Origin of the sequence: Paraburkholderia fungorum, from assembly GCF_003610895.1 — a bacterium.
Taxonomy (GTDB): Bacteria; Pseudomonadota; Gammaproteobacteria; order Burkholderiales; family Burkholderiaceae; genus Paraburkholderia; species Paraburkholderia fungorum_B.
Genome location: NZ_MCAS01000048.1, coordinates 18,043 through 34,717, shown reverse-complemented (window position 1 = coordinate 34,717; position 16,675 = coordinate 18,043). Strand labels below are relative to the sequence as shown.

Annotated in this window: 13 protein-coding genes; 2 read left to right on the top strand and 11 right to left on the bottom strand. The window is 62.9% G+C overall.

The annotated features are described in order from the left end of the window. The 4 genes from ilvA to BCY88_RS40140 all read right to left on the bottom strand — a co-directional run. Positions 1–1,508, bottom strand: a 1,508-nt coding sequence (ilvA, locus tag BCY88_RS33190; RefSeq protein WP_120348347.1) for a threonine ammonia-lyase, biosynthetic, incomplete at its 3' end; no start/stop codon positions are given. Positions 1,509–1,832: 324 nt separating this feature from the next. Beyond that, a complete protein-coding gene (locus tag BCY88_RS33185) occupies positions 1,833–3,095 on the bottom strand; it encodes a virulence factor family protein (RefSeq protein ID WP_120348346.1) in 1,263 nt (420 codons plus the stop codon). Then, positions 3,092–5,644 (bottom strand): bifunctional lysylphosphatidylglycerol flippase/synthetase MprF, encoded by a 2,553-nt coding sequence (gene mprF / locus BCY88_RS33180; protein WP_259461596.1) that lies wholly within the window; start codon positions 5,642–5,644, stop codon positions 3,092–3,094. The genes BCY88_RS33185 and mprF overlap by 4 nt, the downstream gene beginning before the upstream one ends. 156 nt (positions 5,645–5,800) lie before the next feature. Then, the gene (locus BCY88_RS40140) at positions 5,801–6,028 is read right to left on the bottom strand and encodes a hypothetical protein (protein ID WP_220669711.1); all 228 of its coding nucleotides are present in this window, start codon (positions 6,026–6,028) and stop codon (positions 5,801–5,803) included. Between the two features lie 115 nt (positions 6,029–6,143). Here BCY88_RS40140 and BCY88_RS40000 point away from each other — a divergent pair, with 115 nt between their 5' ends. Further along, complete coding sequence (locus BCY88_RS40000) at positions 6,144–6,281, top strand: hypothetical protein (RefSeq protein ID WP_183081511.1); 138 nt, start codon at positions 6,144–6,146, stop codon at positions 6,279–6,281. Between the two features lie 119 nt (positions 6,282–6,400). Here BCY88_RS40000 and BCY88_RS39995 read toward each other — a convergent pair whose 3' ends face one another. Further along, on the bottom strand, positions 6,401–6,553 hold the full coding sequence (locus BCY88_RS39995) for a hypothetical protein (RefSeq protein ID WP_183081510.1): 153 nt from the start codon (positions 6,551–6,553) through the stop codon (positions 6,401–6,403). A 235-nt stretch (positions 6,554–6,788) separates the two neighbouring features. Between BCY88_RS39995 and BCY88_RS33175 the strand changes: the two genes are divergently transcribed. Further along, positions 6,789–8,186 carry an MFS transporter gene (locus BCY88_RS33175; protein ID WP_120348344.1) on the top strand — a complete coding sequence of 466 codons (1,398 nt, stop codon included), beginning with the start codon at positions 6,789–6,791 and terminating at the stop codon, positions 8,184–8,186. A 29-nt stretch (positions 8,187–8,215) separates the two neighbouring features. Here BCY88_RS33175 and BCY88_RS33170 read toward each other — a convergent pair whose 3' ends face one another. The 6 genes from BCY88_RS33170 to BCY88_RS33145 all read right to left on the bottom strand — a co-directional run bounded on the left by BCY88_RS33170 (position 8,216) and on the right by BCY88_RS33145 (position 16,622). Continuing rightward, entirely contained in the window at positions 8,216–10,183 is a 1,968-nt protein-coding gene (locus BCY88_RS33170; protein ID WP_120348343.1) for a PAS domain-containing hybrid sensor histidine kinase/response regulator, read from the bottom strand. Between the two features lie 195 nt (positions 10,184–10,378). Further along, positions 10,379–11,941 (bottom strand): DHA2 family efflux MFS transporter permease subunit, encoded by a 1,563-nt coding sequence (locus BCY88_RS33165; RefSeq protein WP_120348342.1) that lies wholly within the window; start codon positions 11,939–11,941, stop codon positions 10,379–10,381. 80 nt (positions 11,942–12,021) lie between these two features. Further along, positions 12,022–13,299, bottom strand: a complete 1,278-nt coding sequence (locus BCY88_RS33160; RefSeq protein ID WP_120348341.1) for an HlyD/EmrA/EmrK family protein — start codon at positions 13,297–13,299, stop codon at positions 12,022–12,024. A gap of 41 nt (positions 13,300–13,340) precedes the next feature. Beyond that, positions 13,341–14,861 carry an efflux transporter outer membrane subunit gene (locus tag BCY88_RS33155; protein ID WP_120348340.1) on the bottom strand — a complete coding sequence of 507 codons (1,521 nt, stop codon included), beginning with the start codon at positions 14,859–14,861 and terminating at the stop codon, positions 13,341–13,343. A gap of 71 nt (positions 14,862–14,932) precedes the next feature. After that, positions 14,933–15,370 (bottom strand): MarR family winged helix-turn-helix transcriptional regulator, encoded by a 438-nt coding sequence (locus tag BCY88_RS33150; RefSeq protein ID WP_120348339.1) that lies wholly within the window; start codon positions 15,368–15,370, stop codon positions 14,933–14,935. Between the two features lie 202 nt (positions 15,371–15,572). Further along, positions 15,573–16,622: an NAD(P)/FAD-dependent oxidoreductase gene (locus BCY88_RS33145; RefSeq protein WP_120348338.1), complete on the bottom strand. Its 1,050-nt coding sequence runs from the start codon at positions 16,620–16,622 to the stop codon at positions 15,573–15,575. Between the last annotated feature and the right edge of the window lie 53 nt (positions 16,623–16,675).

The window sequence follows — 16,675 nt, the reverse complement described above, 5'->3', positions numbered from 1 at the left end:
GCGAGAAAGCGCTCGAACTCGCGGTTCTCGCTCTCCGGCACCTGGATGCCGACCAGAATCGAACTGTAGTCCGCGCCCTGGTTGCGGTAGTGGAACAGGCTGATATTCCAGTTCGGCGCCATCGACGAGAGGAACTTCATCAGCGCGCCCGGCCGCTCTGGAAACTCGAAGCGGAACAGGCGTTCGTCATGCGCCAGCGGCGAGCGGCCGCCCACCATGTAGCGGATGTGCTGCTTCGACAGTTCGTCGAAGGTCAGATCGACGGTGGCAAAGCCGTGCGCTTCAAAGGCGCCCGCGATCTGCGCCGATTCGCTGCGATTCCTGATCTGCACGCCGACGAAGATATGCGCTGAATTCGCGTCCGCAATCCGGTAGTTGAACTCGGTGACGCTGCGCGTGCCCACCAGTTCGCAGAAGCGGCGGAAGCTGCCGCGCTCCTCGGGAATCGTCACGGCGAACACCGCCTCACGCGCTTCACCGACTTCGGCGCGCTCGGCCACGAAACGCATGCGGTCGAAGTTCATGTTCGCGCCGGACGTGATCGCAATCAACGTCTGGCCTTCGAGACCTTCGCGCTCGGCATACTGTTTGGCGCCCGCCACGGCCAGCGCGCCGGCCGGCTCCAGCACGCTGCGGGTGTCCTGGAAGACGTCCTTGATCGCCGCGCATAGCGCGTCGGTGTTCACGAGCAGCACGTCGTCGAGATAATCGCTGCACAGGCGGAAGGTTTCCTCGCCCACCAGCTTGACCGCGGTGCCGTCCGAGAACAGCCCGACCTCGTTCAGGGTGACGCGTTCACCCGCCTTCAGCGAGGCGGCCATCGCGCACGAGTCATCGGTCTGCACGCCAATCACCCTGATCTCCGGGCGCACCGATTTCACATACGCCGCCACGCCTGCCGCGAGACCACCGCCGCCGATCGGCACGAAGATCGCATGGATCGGACCCTGATGCTGGCTGAGAATCTCCATCGCGACCGTGCCCTGGCCGGCGATCACGTACGGATCGTCGAACGGGTGCACGAACGTCAGGCCGCGTTCTTCCTGCAGCTTCACGGCATGTCCGTACGCGTCGCTATAGGACTCGCCAAACTGCACGACCTCGACCGTCGCCCCGCCATGCGCGCGCACCGCATCGACCTTCACCTGCGGTGTAGTCACCGGCACGACGATGATCGCCTTCACGCCCATGCGGGCCGCCGAGAGCGCCACGCCCTGCGCGTGATTGCCTGCCGAGGCGGTAATCACGCCCCGCTCCAGCGCGTCCGCCGGGATATGCGCCATCTTGTTGTACGCGCCGCGCACCTTGAACGAGAACACCGGCTGGTTGTCCTCGCGCTTCAGATAGACCGGATTGGACAGCCGCGCCGACAGGTTCGGCGCACGTTCGAGCTCGGTCTCGCGGGCCACGTCGTAGACGCGCGCGGTCAGGATTTTCTTCAGGTAGTCGTGACGCAACGCGACGCTGTCAGCGGCTTCGACACCCTGATTGGATTCGTGTGATGGCAAGGCAAGCTCCTGTGCGGCAAGGGCAAATCAACAGAGAGATCACCAGGAGGCAGGTAGCTGACAGGCAGCAAGCGGACATAAAAAAACCCGCCTCGTGGGGCGGGTTATTGTCACTACTACTCGACGCGCGCTAACCCACCATTCGATGAATGGTGCTAATAATCAGCGCAATACGGATGTCGAGGCAGTTCATGCGATTGATCTTCGTTGACTTGGCGGTCTTTGTCAATCCCCGCCTTTAATCCCGTTCATCAGATCGGGCGGCTTCCATCACCCAGGAGCCGCGCGCCGCTGCCGACGACGCGCGCCATGTGGACGGGCTCATCAACGCACGCCGCTTTGCTTCCTGAACTGCTCCAGAATGCGCTGTTCGAGCGCGTTGTAGTCGCGCCCGAAGTGATGATCGCCCGACGTGCGAATCACCGTGACGCCGGTTTGGGCGAGCGCCGGACACAAGGTGTCCTTCTCTTCCTCACCGTAGAAGCACTGCACGATTGCAGGCGGAACGCGCGTCAATTCGGGCTGCACCTTCAACGCCTTATCGCTTGCCGGCATACCGAGCCAACCACCCACACGGATCTGGAAATCGGCGTCGGGCGCAAAGCCCAGCAGCGCAATCAGCGACACCTTCGCACGCAGCGCCTCAGGCAAGCGGTTGTAGGCGAACGGCATCACGTCGGCGCCGAACGAATAGCCGATGAGCGCGATATGCTCGGCGTGCCAGCGCGCGCCGTAAGTCTGCATCACACGCGCGAGGTCGCGGCTCGTCTGCGCCGGCGTCTTTTCGCTCCAGAAATAACGCAGGCTGTCGATGCCGATCACCGAAACGCCGTCTTTCTGCAAGGCGAGCGAGATGGTCTTGTCGAGATCGCGCCAACCGCCGTCGCCGGAAATCACAACCGCCATCAAGCCGTTCGGACGCGCCGCCGGCAATTCGATCAGCGGCAGATCGGAGACATCGTCTTCGCTCACCGAGGTCGTCTGCAAATGCCGCGTCACGAGCGCCACGAGCTGCGCGCGATCACCGTTGCCAGGCGTTGCCTTTTCGACGAAACCCGGCACCTTGTCGCGGATGATCGTCGGGTCCGGCGGGCACGGTTGAAAGCGCGGATCCAGAGTGCGCTCGGCGTCCACCGAGACCGCGCCGGCCACCGTATTCGACGGCGCCTGTTCGAGCACATGCATCGCAAGCGTCGCGCCCTGCCCCGTACCGGCGACGATCGGCGCGAAATAGCGGCTCGATTGCGATTGCCGTTCGAGCTGGTGGCTCAGCGCTTCGGCATCGCCCACCAGTTGATGGCAAGCCTCTTTCTTCGCACTCAGGTTGGCCGCATAGCGCGCCGTATCCACGCCGACCGTCATGGCACCCGCTTTGGCGAGCGCGTCGGCGGTTTGCTGGTCGGCCGCACTCCAGCCGCTAGCCGAAGAATAAAGCACCACGAGGCCGCGCAAAGTGCCGACCGGCTGCGTCACCGTCACGTCACCATAACGGCCGCCGGACACGGTGGCGGTGGCGGCGACAGCAGTTGCGCTGCCAACAACAAGGCTCGCCGCAATGGCGAGCCTGAAAAACGGATGCAATGTCATGAACGCCGGCCTCCTGCCAGCAATGACAGGTCCGCGAGCGTGAAGAACACGCTCATCGAACCCGACGCCGCGAGATAGCGCGGCTCCCAATGCGGCTGGAACTTGCTCTTGAAAGCTCGCAGTCCGCGGAAGTTATAGAAGCGGCCGCCGAAGCGCCACACGATACCCGCCAGCCGATGCCAGCGCGACGCGAGCGGCGTCGGCTGCATGCCGGAGAGCGGCGCGATGCCGAGACTGAGCGAGCGAAAACCCGCCTGCTTCAGATGCAGCGCCAGTTGGGTGAACAGATATTCCATCGCATACGGCGACGCGCTTTCCACGTGCCGCATCACGCCGACGGTCGCTTCAGTGTTCAGATCGGTCGTCATGAAGGTCACGAAAGCTACCGGTTCGCCGTTCTGGCGCACCAGCATGACGGATTGCGCGGCGAGATATTCGTCGGTGAACGCGGCCACGGAGAAGCTCTTTTCGCGCGCGTCGCGGCTGTCGAGCCAGCCGTCGGAGATCTCGCGCAGCGTGTCGAGCGACGCCGGTACATTGCCCTGATCGATCACTTCGACGGTAAAGCCGTCGCGCTCGCCACGCTTGAGCGCATAGCGCAGATGCGCGCGATGCGAGCCCTTCAGGTCGAAATCGTCGAGCACCACGTGGGCCTCTTCGCCCAGCTTCATCAGCGTGAGGCCGGCATCGAGGTAAAGCGGCAAGGCGTTGGCGCGCACCTGATAGAACGCGGCACGGCCGCCGTGCGCGTGCGCGAGCGCGACAAATTTGCTGATCAGGCCGGCCCACTCTTCGCGCGGGCCAACCGGATCGTGCAGCGCGGCCCACGTGCGGCCATTTTTCGCGTACATCAGGAACGCCGCGCGCGATTCGGAAAAGAGAAAACTCTTGTCGCCCATCAGCGCAAGACCGGCGTCGCTGCGCTCCTGCGCCCGCACAATGCGCGCGGCGTCCTGCAGATCCTGCGCGGGAGGCATGACGAAACGGCCCGCTGCGGGGCGCAGCAACTGCCAGAACGCGAGCGTCGCGGCGAACAGGCTGGCGGCCAGCGTCGCCCGCAACGCGCGAGGGGCGCGTTCGTCGAAAGCAAATTGCCACCACAGGTCGCGTGTATAGGGCACGTCGCGGAAAGCAAACAGCATGACCCACACGGCGAGCGCGAGCACCATCCCCACCGACATCAGCCAGCCCACCGTAAAACGCTCGGCAAACAGCGACGAATGACGGTTGAAACGGCGGCGCGTGGACAAGAGCAGCGCGATCAGCGTGCCGAGCACGCCCGCTTCCACGAACGCGAGTCCTTTGGTCAACGACAGCCCGAGGCTCAGCACCGCCAGCAGCAGAGTCATCCACCACGCGGCATCCAGACGCCGCAGCAAGCCTCGCGCGACGAACAACAGCAGCACGCCCAGCACGCTGCATAGCATCTGCGAGCTTTCGAGCACCCATAGCGGCAGCACGTCGCGCAGAATCCGGATGCGGTGCCAGAAAGCGGGCGTCGCGCTGGAAATCACCAGCATGCTGCCGACCACGAAGGTCACCAGGCTCAGAAACAGCGGCGCGAGTTTCGACGCGCCCGCCGCATGATGCAGCGGAAAACGGCTTTTCAGCGCGCGGCCTTCGAAGCCGGCGAGCAGTCCGGCCGAAACGATCAGCGGGACACCGAAGTAAATCGCACGATAGGCGAGCAGCGCCGCGACCATCTGATGCGTTTGCACGCTGCCGTTCAGCGTGAACACCATGGCGGCTTCGAATACGCCGACGCCGCCAGGCGTGTGGCCGATCAGGCCGAGCAGCATCGCGGCGGCATAGACGGTAATGAAGGTCACGAAGCCGACGTCCGCATGCGGCAGCAGCGCCCACAACGCGAGACCGGCGGCCACCACGTCGAGCACGGCGAGCGCCACTTGCGCAATCAGATCGCGGCGCGCCGGAATATCGAACGATAGCCACTGCCAGCGTGTGCGGATCGGACGCGTTTCGCGACGGCAGGCGGCCGCCGCGAGTCCGAGCACGGCGAGCAGCACCGCACCAATCCAACGCAGCGTGAGCGGCGACAGATGCAGCATGGTCGCAAGCGAGTCGGCGAGGCACACCATGCCGAGCGCCGTCATCAGTACCAGCGCGAGCGCCAGTGAAACGCTCGTGAATACGGTCATGCGGCCGATCTGTGCGGGCGTCACGTTCGACACCCCGTAGACGCGCGCACGCACGGCACCGCCCGTCAACGCGCCGAAGCCGGTCGCGTTGCCGAGCGCGGAGCCCGCCGTCGCGCCGATCCACAACGCCGCGCGCGGCACCGCGGCGCCGAGGTAGCGCAAGCCGACCGCGTCGCGGCCGACCAGCGCGACATAGCTCAGCGCGGTCGCGCCAAGCGCCGCGGCCCACTCGCCCCCGGTCAAGTGGCGCAACTGGCGCATGACCGAGCGATAGTCGACCGCTTGCGAGAGATGTTGCAAAACGACCAGCAGCAGCCCGCAAATGACGAGTGCGAGCACGGGCGAGAGAACGCTTCGCTTGCCAAGTGCGCTGGACACTCGGTCGAACATCGCGCCTAGCCGGTCGAACCTGTTGTTATTTCGGTGGAACATGGTCAATGCGGGCCTTGCCTGGAGCTGTCGCGGCGACGGGTCGTCTGCCACGGCGTCGCCTTACTCTGGCGATTACAAATGGATAACGGCAAAGTGTCAAAAAGGTTGACACCGTTAGCCAATGTCAGTCAATTCGTCGGGTTTAAGCCTGGCGGCAAATGAAACCGGACACGCCTCGCGGCATGACAGCGCGGCATGCGCCAATAAAACGGTCGAAATTGCCGATTGATTCGCCGTGCCGAAGAGGAGCACCGCGAGGAGCATCACGCTCGACAGGGGACGGGATTTTAAACGCTTATTGAAATTACGAGACGAAAATTCGGTATCGCGATGATCGCGCACCGATTTAAAGGCTGATTTGCTCCATCAAGATTTTCGCTTCACCTGCCGTAATCGAGATCAAGAGCACGGCGCAATGCCGGGATTTCGCAGCGGGAATAGCTGTAACTGAAGGGGAATGATGATGGCAGAACAGGATTGGGTGATGGCCGGCGTGTATCTGGTGGGACTGGTGTCGATGGCGCTTTTGATCAGCTCGCTGTCCGCGCGAGCGACCAAAGAGAAGCGCCCGGCTCCGTCACGCGTCAGGGACTAACGCACGAAGTAGCGCACTAGCTGATGTTCAAGCTGGGGGCCGGTAACGCCAGATTCCGGCCGCTGCTTGAGCGCTGCTTGAGCGCTGCTTCAGCGCTGCTTCAGCGCTTGCCTGAACGCTTACTGCGGGCGGCGATGCGCTTCAGCAAGCACGGCGCAGTTTTGCAGATGCAGGTTGAGCGCGTGCAAGGCCAGCGCGCGAAGCTTGCCCAGCCACGTAGCGTTGGCGGCGGGTGCGGTGCGGACGGCGGCGGTGTTGGATGCGGTGTTCATGACGGACTCCTGTATAGGGTTTATACCTAGGGAATAACCCGATTATAGCCCTCTCGTGTCGCACTGCAACAAATATCAATAACATCTTCAGCATGTTGGGTGAGGGGGACACCCGCGATCCGCGCAATCTTGAATAAGAACGGCATCAGGCGGCGCACAATTAACCATCCGCACCGTACAGGTGCAATAATGACGCCTTTGCCTGCGGCCATCCGCCGCAGATCGCCTGCTCCCCATGACCGTCGTCGAGAAAGCTCTGATTGCGCCCCTTATCGTCGCATGCGCGATGTTCATGGAAAGCGTCGATGCGAATGTGATCGTCACGGCCCTGCCCGCCATGGCGCGCGACTTCGGGCGCGATCCGGTCACCTTGAAAATCGCGGTGACGAGCTACGTGCTGGGTCTCGGCGTCTTTATCCCGGTATGCGGCTGGCTCGCCGACCGCTTCGGCGCGCGGACGGTTTTCCGCACCGCGATCGGCATTTTCGTGGCCGGCTCGCTTTTGTGCGCGGCGTCGAACTCGTTGCCCACCTTCACCCTCGCCCGCTTCGTGCAAGGTGTCGGCGGCGCGATGATGGTGCCGGTCGGACGGATCATCATCTTCCGGGTGGTGAGCAAGTCCGACTTCATCCGCGCAATGAACTATCTGAGCGTCCCCGCGTTGCTCGGACCGGCCGCCGGCCCGCTGCTCGGCGGCTTCATCACCACCTATCTGCACTGGCGGCTGATCTTCTTCATCAACGTGCCGATCGGTATTCTCGGTATCTATCTGACCAACCGGTATATCGCCAACACGCGCGAACCGGATCCAGGCCCACTCGACTGGATCGGCTTCTTTCTGTCGGCGGCCGGCGCGGTGCTGCTTCTGCTCGGACTGTCGCTGGTGGGCGGCGAGTTGATCTCAAATCAGAACGCGTTCGGCATGTGCGCAAGCGGCGCCGTTCTGCTCCTCGGCTACGTGGTGTACGCCCAGCGCGTCGAATTTCCGCTGCTTGATCTGCGCTTTTTCAAAGTGCCGACCTTCCAGGCGAGCGTGCTCGGCGGATCCCTGTTTCGCATCGGCCTCGGGGCCTTGCCCTTTCTGTTGCCGCTGATGCTGCAGGAAGGACACGGCATGAGCGCGTTCGAGTCCGGGCTCATCACCTGCGCATCCGCGTTCGGCGGTATGTTCATGCGCACGTTCGCCTCGCGCGTGCTGCATCGGTTCGGCTTCCGCTCGGTGCTGGTGGTGAACGCGGGGCTCTCGGGGATCGCGATTGCGGCGTGCGGACTGTTTTTCCCCGGCACGCCGACCTGGATCATCTGGTTCGTCGTCCTGCTCGGCGGCTTCTTCCCCGCGCTGCAATTCACGAGTCTCAACTCGCTGACCTACGCGGAAATCGCCAGCCGCGATGTGGGGCGCGCAACGAGTCTCGGCAGCGTCGTGCAGCAGATGTCGCTCGGCTTGGGCGTGACGATAGGCGGTATCGTGCTGCAGATTTCGCGGGTACTGCATGGCCATCCGAGCATCACGTGGTCGGATTTCTGGCCGGCGTTCCTGGTGGTGGGCCTGTGCTCGTTCGCCTCGATTCCCGTGACGCTGCGTATGCCGCATCGCGCCGGCGAGGAAATCTCGCGAGGCGGCCGAGGGTAGCAAGAAGAAGGTGCGCCCTGGCTCCAGCCTCAACCGCGTTGCCCGCGCCGCACTTGCGCCTGTTCCAGCAACGCTTCGAATAGCGCGAGTTCCACCGGCTTGACAAGATGAGCGTCGAAACCAGCCGCTCGCGTGCGCTCGCGATCGTCGGCGTGACCGAAGCCGGTCATGGCCGCGAACACCGTGCCGGCCAGCGCGGGCAGCGCGCGCAATCCCGCCAGCGTCGCGAAACCATCCATTTTCGGCATCGCAAGGTCGATTAACGCAAGGTGCGGGGCGAGGCGCGGCGCGACATCGAGCGCCTGCGCTCCGTCATAGGCAATGCGGACTTCGTGGCCCTTGAGTTCGAGCAGCATGGCGAGGCTGTCGGCGGAGTCGCGATTGTCGTCTACCAGCAGAATTCGCAACGGCAACACCGCGCACTCCGTGACGCCCGTCTGATCCGGCCGCGTTTCAGAAAGTGCCTCGGCAAGCGGCAAACTGAATGTGAACGAACTGCCGCGCCCCTCGCCTTCGCTGCTCGCGATGATGCTGCCGCCATGCATTTCGACCAGCGACTTGCACAACGTGAGGCCGATGCCAAGGCCGCCCTCGCCAAGACTTTGCCCATTCTTTTCCTGCACGAACAATTCGAAGATCGCATCGAGCGAACGCACGGGAATGCCGCGGCCGTGGTCGCGCACTTCCAGCACCGCCATCTGATGTTCGATACGGCCGAATATCTCGATACGGCTGCCGGACGGCGAAAACTTCGACGCGTTATGCAGCAGGTTCTGCAGCACCTGCACAAGCCGCGTGGTGTCGCCGCTGACGATAAGCGGCTCGGCCGGCATGTGGGTGGCCACGCTCTGCTCCCGCGCATCGGTAAACGGCCGTGCGGCTTCGATCGCGCGTGCCGCCACTTCAGACAGATCGACGCGCGCAATGCGCAACTCGACCTTGTCCGACATGATGCGGCCAACGTCGAGAAGATCGTCGACCAGGCGCGTGAGGTGGGCCACCTGGCGGTCAATCAGATCGCGTGAGCGTGCCATCGTGGGGCTCAGGCCCGCCTCGAGTTGCATCACGCCGATCGCGTTGCGCACCGGCGCAAGCGGATTGCGCAGCTCGTGGGCGAGCGTGGCGAGGAATTTGCGCAAGCGGGCGCCGGAGCGTTCCAGCTCTTCGCGCTCGCGGCGCTCGGTCAGGTCGCGCGTGACCTTGGCGAAGCCGCGCAGCCGGTTCGATTCGTCATACACAGCGGTGATGTTGACGTTGGCCCAGAAGGTCGTGCCGTCCTTGCGCACGCGCCAGCCTTCGTCTTCGACCCGGCCGTGCTGCTTCGCGATCGCCAGTTCGCGGGCAGGCTTGCCAGCCGCCGCTTCCTCGCGCGTGTAGAACGTCGAAAAATGCCGGCCGACGATTTCTTCGCGCGTATAGCCTTTGATGCGCGCGGCGCCCGCGTTCCAGCTCACGATGAAACCATCCGGATCGAGCATGAAAATCGCGTAGTCTTTCACGTTGTCGACCAGCAGACGAAAGCGCTCCTCACTCTGCCGCAACGCCTCCAGATACTCACGCTGCGCGGTCAGATCGCGGGTAATCTTGGCGAACCCCGTCAACACACCCGCCTCGTTGCGCACCGCCGTGATGACGACGTTCGACCAGAACGTCGTGCCGTCCTTGCGAACCCGCCAGCCTTCGTCCTCGAAGCGGCCGGTCAGTGCGGCCTGCTGCAACTCGTAGTCAGGCCAGCCGCGCGCCACGGCTTCGGCGGTGTAGAACCGCGAAAAGTGCGCGCCGATGATCTCGTGCGGCGCGTACCCCTTCAGCTTCTGCGCGCCGACGTTCCAACTGACAATATGCCCGGTCGGGTCCAGCAGAAAGATTGCGTAGTCTTCAATCGACTGAACCAGCGACCAGTAATCGACGGCAGGGGATGCGTTCGTCCGGAGCGCCGGCGTTACGTTGGCAGCCCCGCCTTCATCACTGGCGGGATGAGCGTCAGTTTCGTTCATGGTGAAAAGAGTCTATTGGTATGTTCAAACAGCATACACCGGCTCAGTTTCATGTCTTGCCTATTGGTCGACGCAATTGCCTCGACCGCTGAAAACGCCCGCCTCGACACCACGCGTATCGCTCAACCTGTGCAACTTATACAACCTGTGCAACGCGTAGCGAACACGCTAAGCGTTGCACAGCGTTGCAAGCCCTCAATGCCCGCCGGCGCCCGCCGCCGCGGCCACGCTCGACCTGTCCGCTTTCGTCACCCAGATCAACGGAATGATCGCCACGAAAATCACAGCCGAAAGCCAGAAGATGTCGTTCAGGCCGAGCATGGCCGCCTGAGCATTCAACGACTGTTCAAAGAACGCCAGCGCCTGCGATGTACTTCCTCCGAGCGAAGCCTGCACGGCGTCCAGAGCGGAGGTGAACACCGGATTGTTCACACTGGTTTGCTCGGCGAGCCGCGCATGATGCAAGATCGTGCGGTCATTCCAACCCGTAGCAGCAAGCGACGTACCCACTGCCCCCGCAAACACCCGCACGAAGTTCGACAATCCCGCGGCGGCCGGAATTTTGTCCATGGGAAGGCCGGAAAGAATGATCGCCGTTAGCGGGACAAAGAACAAGGCTGTTGGAACACCCTGCAGCAGGGTCGGCAAGACCAGCGTCCACGTATCCACGCCGGTCGTGTAATACGAGCGCATGAAAAACACCCCGGCAAAGCCCAGAAACGCCAGCGTCGCCAACACGCGCGGATCCGACTTCGGCATGATCTTCGCCATCACCGGCGCAAGAATCACGGCAAAGATACCGAGCGGCGCGGTGACGAGGCCCGCATCCACCGAGCGGTAGTTCAGATACTCCTGCATCCACTGCGGCAACAACACGAGATTGGAAAAGAACACGGCGTACGCCACCGAAATTGCAATCGTGCCGCCCAGGAAATTACGTCCTCCGAATAATCGCAAGTCGATAATCGGATTCTTCTCGGTCAACTCCCAGATCACAAAGAACACAAAGCTGATCGCCGCGAATACGGTCAACGCAACAATCACGGGCGAGTTGAACCAGTCGAGATCCTTGCCCTTGTCGAGCATGATCTGCAAGGAGCCCACCCATGCGATCAGCGAGATCAGCCCCACCTTGTCGATTGGCAAGCGCTTCGTCGGCGTTTCGCGCTTGCGGTAGATCGCCCACGTCACGCTTGCGGCAAAGATGCCGACAGGAATGTTGATATAGAAGATCCACGACCAGGAGTAGCTATCCGTAATCCAGCCGCCGAGCGCCGGACCCGCGATCGGGCCGACCGTCGCCGTCATGGCCCACAAGGCGAGCGCATGCGAGCTCTTTTCCTTCGGATACGAGCCGAGCAGAATGGCTTGCGACAGTGGAATCAACGGCCCCGCCACCGCACCCTGCACAATCCGCGCGGCGAGCAGTATCGGCAAAGTCGGCGCAATCCCGCACAGCCACGACGAGATCACGAACAACAGAATGGCCCACACGAATAGCCTGATTTGCCCGACGCGTTGCGTGAGCCAGCCTGTCAAAGGAATCGCAATCGCGTTGGCGGCGGCGAACAGCGTAATCACCCACGTCCCTTCATCTACCGACACGCCAAGATTGCCCGCAATGGTCGGAATCGCCACGTTCGCGATCGACGAATCCAGCACGTTCATGAACGTGGCGAGAGCCACGGCAAGCGTCGCCAGTACGAGCTTGCCGCCGGTCAATGGCGGCAAAGGGGCGGAACTAGTCGATCCATTCATTTCATCACCTGTCGAAGGACACAGATATCTGACTTATCAGTTAATTGGGCAAAAAAATTGAGCGTCGATAGATCGCCCGTTCAACCGGCCTTCCGTGCTGCGTTCTTTTGCGTGGCGCCTGATGCCAGCGCACGTGTCAACGGCATGTTCTGCGCAATGATCCGTGCAATTTCGGCGTCAGCGTTGGCGCCATATTCGGCGAATACGTCCGTGCGATAACGGGTGTCGACGGCCGCGCCCAGTTGGGAGCCCGACTGATCGCGCGTCTGAACGTCGACTTGCATCGACAGTCCGATCCGCAATGGATGCGCGTTCAGTTCGCTCTGGTCGAGCTGGATTCGCACCGGGAGGCGCTGTACGACCTTGATCCAGTTGCCGGTCGCGTTCTGCGCGGGCAATACGGCAAAGGCGGCCCCCGTGCCCGCCGAGAAACCCAGCACGCGACCGTGATACTTGACGCCCGAACCGTACACGTCGGCTGTCAGCGTGACCGGCTGGCCGATGCGCATGTGCCTCAACTGGCCTTCCTTGAAGTTCGCATCGACCCACACGCCGTCGAGCGGCACGATCGCCATCAACGGCGTGCCTGGCGCCACCCGTTGACCGACCTGCACCGAGCGGCGCGCCACATAGCCCGTCACCGGCGCGGGCAAGGTGTCGCGCGCGTAGTTCAGGTAGGCTTCGCGCACTTTCGATGCGGCGGCCAGCACGTTCGGATGCTGTTCGATCGACGTACGGTCGGTCAGCGCATGATTGGCCTCCGCCTGCTGACGCGCGGCATCCAGCGCAGCCTGAGCGGAACTGACGGCGTCGTGCGCATGGGCAATGTCCTCACCGGACACCGCGCCCGTTTGCGCAACGGCCTCGCGTCGCTTGAGATCGTCTTCGGCGCGCGCGAGATCGGACTGACGTTGCGCGACAGTCGCCGCATAGAAATCGTTGTCCACGTAGAGGCCGCTGACTTGCCTCACGGTCTGGCCGAGCGTCGCTTCGGCATCCGTTAGCGCGACTTTCGCGTCGGCGTTATCGAGCGACACGAGCGGCGCGCCCTGCTTGATGATCTGCGTGTCGTCGGCGTTCACCGCCACCACGGTGCCGCTCACCTGCGGCGTCAGTTGAACGAGGTTGCCGCTGACGTAGGCATCGTCGGTCGATTGATAGTATTGGCCGTTCGTGACGTAGTAGGCGCCGTAGCCCGCGCCGGCCACCACGACCGTGGCGGCCAGCAAGGCGAGCAGCAGCTTGCGCCTCGCCGGCGGCTGCGGTTGCTGCACTTGCGGCGGTTGCTGCGGTTGCTGCACTTGCTGTGGTTGGTCTGCGTCGGCCGTCGTGCGGTCGGCATGGATCGTGTCGCTCATTTTGAGGCTCCTGACAGAAAACAAAGCGTCGCGATGGCGCCTTAGCGGGCGGCGACGACGGGGTTGGTTTGCACAGAAACGGCTGATGCTGCCGCGCTGCCGTGTGGGTTCGATTCAGCGCTATCGGTATAGCCACCGCCAAGCGCCGCAGCCAGCGCGATCTGCTGATCGCGGCGGTTCATCTTCAGATTCGCGACCTGCTGGTCGGCGGCGAGCGCCGTGGTGTCGGCATTCAGTACCGTCAGTTGATTCGCAAGACCGGCCTTGTATTGCGTGAGCGCCAGCTGATCGGCACCGCGCGCGGCGTCTTGCGCAGCCTGTGCGTCGCCGAGTTGCGCGTCGGTCGAACGGATTTGCGCGAGTTGGGTCGCGACTTCGGAGAGCGCGGTGACGAGCGTCTGGTTGTAGGTCGCGACGGCATAGTCGAAGTCGGCATAGCGCCCCTTCAACTGCGCGCGCAACTGACCGCCATCGAAGATCGGCAGATGGATCGCGGGACCGGCGGATGCCGTGCGGCTCGCCGCGGTGAGGAAACGGCCAAAGCCGAAGGCATCGAGACCTATCGCGGCGCTCAGGTTGATGTCGGGATAGAACTCGGCCTTGGCTTCCTTCACGTCGTGCGTGAGCGCGTCGACGCGCCATCTGGCGGCGACCAGGTCCGGGCGGCGGCTCACCAGATCGGCGGGCAGGTTGTCCGGCAAACGGACTTCGTCGCCGATCCCGAGCGTCGGCCGCGCAATCGTGAGGCCACGGTCTGGACCGGCGCCGAGCAATGCAGCCAGTTGATAGCGCGTGGTGAGGATGGCGCCATCGAGCGAAGCCAGGCTGGCGCGGCTGGTGGCGAGGTTCGCTTGCGCCGTCTTGCGCTCGACCTCCGTATCGAGACCGGTAGCGATGCGGCCGGCGGTGATGCGGTCGATCTGCTCGCGTTGCGTGATCTCCTGTTGCGCGATGTCGCGCAACGCGTACAGACGGGCGAGCTGGTTATAGGCCCGCGCCATTGCCGAGCTCAGCGACAACCTCACGACTTCGGCATCCGCCTCGCTCGCCTGCAGTTGAGACAGCGAGGCTTTGAGTGCTTCGCGATTCTTGCCCCACAAGTCCAGATCGTAGGAGGCTGACAACAAGCCCTGGTTCTCCGATTGCCATGACCCGCCATACGGCGGCGGCACCAGCGCTGTACCCGAATACTGCTGGCGCGTAAACGAATAGGTGGCGCCGACTTGAGGCATCGTGCTGGCCTTCGCCGTGTCGCTATACGCGGCGGCCGCGGCAACCCGCGCCCGTGCCTGTTCGACCGACGGATTGCCCTTCAGCGCTTCGACCAGCAAGGCCTGCAGTTGCGCGTCACCGAATTGATCGGCCCAGTTGGCGGCGGGCCAATGGCCGTGATCCGTGGGAATGCTTTGCTGAGTCGCGTACGCCTGCGGCTGTGCCATCTGCTTGTCGCTCGAGATGCCTGCGTAGTTAGCGCAAGCCGACAGCACCGCCGCGAAGATCACCGTCACGCCGACCTTCGCGACTCGCGACCCGGCTGCCTGCCGATTTAACTGTGACATCATTTTCTGACCTGTCAGATATTAGATTAAAAAAATGGCTGCACTCCTGCGCAGCGTCTTTGCCTCGTCGCTTGCTAGTCTTCGAGAAACTTGTTCAGCAGGCGCAGCAACTCCTCGAATTCGGTTCTGGTGAATCGCTTCAACCGCCCGTTCAATACCACCGGAACAATCTGCGGAAGATGCGCGGCAACCTTGTCACCCTCCTTCGTCAGCTTCAGATTGACGACGCGCCGGTCTTCAATGCTGCGCGAACGTTCCAGCAAACCTTTGGTTTCAAGCTTGTCCAGCATGCGTGTCATCAAACCCGTGTCGATACCGAGCAATTTGGATAGCTCGAACGGCGTGGCCGCAATGCCGCGATTCAGCGACAACAGGATGCCCATTTGCTGGCTGGTGATATCCAGCTCTTTGAGCGCCGCATCCATTTCCGTAATCAGCACGTTGCGCGCCTTGTTGATGGCGAACCCCACGCTCTGCGTGACGTTGAAACTCTCTGGCGTGTAATGGTCCATGGATGGCTCCGCGTTGGTTAAGATCAATATATCTGCGAAGTCAGATACTGTCAACAATAAATTTGCTGATGTCAGATTTATGGACGTATGACGGAAGCGAGGAATCTGCAGACGAATCCGCTACGCGTAGCCGATGCTCGCTGAGCGCAGCGCGCAGCGCGCAACGCCGCCGGCCGCGCCGGCTGGACCGTGCAGCCGTCTGTCAGACCGCTGCTCCCACCTTTTCCGCCAGCTTGGCGTCATAACTGGAATGGACGTGCACCCGCTTCTTCTCCGGATACGCGTATGCGTAGGCCTTGCGTAGCGCCAACGACGCCTCATGAAAACCGGACAGAATCAGCTTCTGCTTGTTCGGATAGTTGGCGATGTCGCCGACCGCGAAAATGCCGGGCCGCGAGCTTTCATAGTTGGATGTATCCACATCGACGCGGCCGCCGTGAATCGACAGATTCCATTGCGCGATCGGCCCGAGATCGGCGACGAGGCCGTACAGCACCACGAGCTGCTCGGTATCGAGCTGCGTTTCGCCTTCGATATGGCGCAGCGCGATCGATTTCAACGCGTCGCCCTCGACGTTGAGCCCCGCAATCGCGCCGACGACAAAGTCCATCTCCCCTGCCTCGACGGCCCGCCGCATCGACTCGACGCTCGAATTCGCCGCGCTGAATCCGTTGCGGCGATGCACCAGCGTCACGCGCCGCGCGACCTCGCGCAAAGCCAACGCCCAGTCGAGCGCGGAATCGCCGCCGCCGGCCACCACCACCGTCTTGCCGGCGAAATCGGCGAGACGTTGCACGCTGTAGTGCACCTGGCGCGACTCCAGCGGCACGGCTTCGGCCAGCGCCAGTTTTTGCGGCACGAACGCACCATTGCCGGCGGCAAGCAGAATGGCCGCCACGTCGAATACGAGGCCGCGATTGGTATGCACAGTCCAGCGCCCGTCGTCGCGCTGCTCGACCGACTCGACCCGTTGCTCGAGATGGATCGGTACATCGAACGGCTTGCATTGCACCAGCAAACGCTCGACCAGTTCGCGCGCGGTACATGACGGAATCGCGGGAATATCGTAAATCGGCTTGTCCGGATAGAGCTCCGTGCATTGTCCGCCGACCTTGTCGAGCGCATCGACGATCTGGCACGACAGGCCAATCACACCCGCTTCGAACGCGGCAAAGAGGCCCACGGGGCCCGCGCCCACGATCAGCACATCGGAGCGAATCGGAAGCGCAAGCGGGTCTGTGGCGGTCGTCATGGAATATCTCGTTGGGTAGATCGATAACCCACCATACAGAATCGACCGGGGCC

Bases quoted from the DNA above. Each gene is read 5' to 3' on its own strand.
- BCY88_RS33185 (WP_120348346.1), bottom strand. From the start codon at position 3,095: ATGACATTGCATCCGTTTTTCAGGCTCGCCATTGCGGCGAGCCTTGTT.
- mprF (WP_259461596.1), bottom strand. From the start codon at position 5,644: ATGTTCGACCGAGTGTCCAGCGCACTTGGCAAGCGAAGCGTTCTCTCG.
- BCY88_RS40000 (WP_183081511.1), top strand. From the start codon at position 6,144: ATGATGATGGCAGAACAGGATTGGGTGATGGCCGGCGTGTATCTGGTG.
- BCY88_RS39995 (WP_183081510.1), bottom strand. From the start codon at position 6,553: ATGAACACCGCATCCAACACCGCCGCCGTCCGCACCGCACCCGCCGCC.
- BCY88_RS33175 (WP_120348344.1), top strand. From the start codon at position 6,789: ATGACCGTCGTCGAGAAAGCTCTGATTGCGCCCCTTATCGTCGCATGC.
- BCY88_RS33170 (WP_120348343.1), bottom strand. From the start codon at position 10,183: ATGAACGAAACTGACGCTCATCCCGCCAGTGATGAAGGCGGGGCTGCC.
- BCY88_RS33165 (WP_120348342.1), bottom strand. From the start codon at position 11,941: ATGAATGGATCGACTAGTTCCGCCCCTTTGCCGCCATTGACCGGCGGC.
- BCY88_RS33160 (WP_120348341.1), bottom strand. From the start codon at position 13,299: ATGAGCGACACGATCCATGCCGACCGCACGACGGCCGACGCAGACCAA.
- BCY88_RS33155 (WP_120348340.1), bottom strand. From the start codon at position 14,861: ATGATGTCACAGTTAAATCGGCAGGCAGCCGGGTCGCGAGTCGCGAAG.
- BCY88_RS33150 (WP_120348339.1), bottom strand. From the start codon at position 15,370: ATGGACCATTACACGCCAGAGAGTTTCAACGTCACGCAGAGCGTGGGG.
- BCY88_RS33145 (WP_120348338.1), bottom strand. From the start codon at position 16,622: ATGACGACCGCCACAGACCCGCTTGCGCTTCCGATTCGCTCCGATGTG.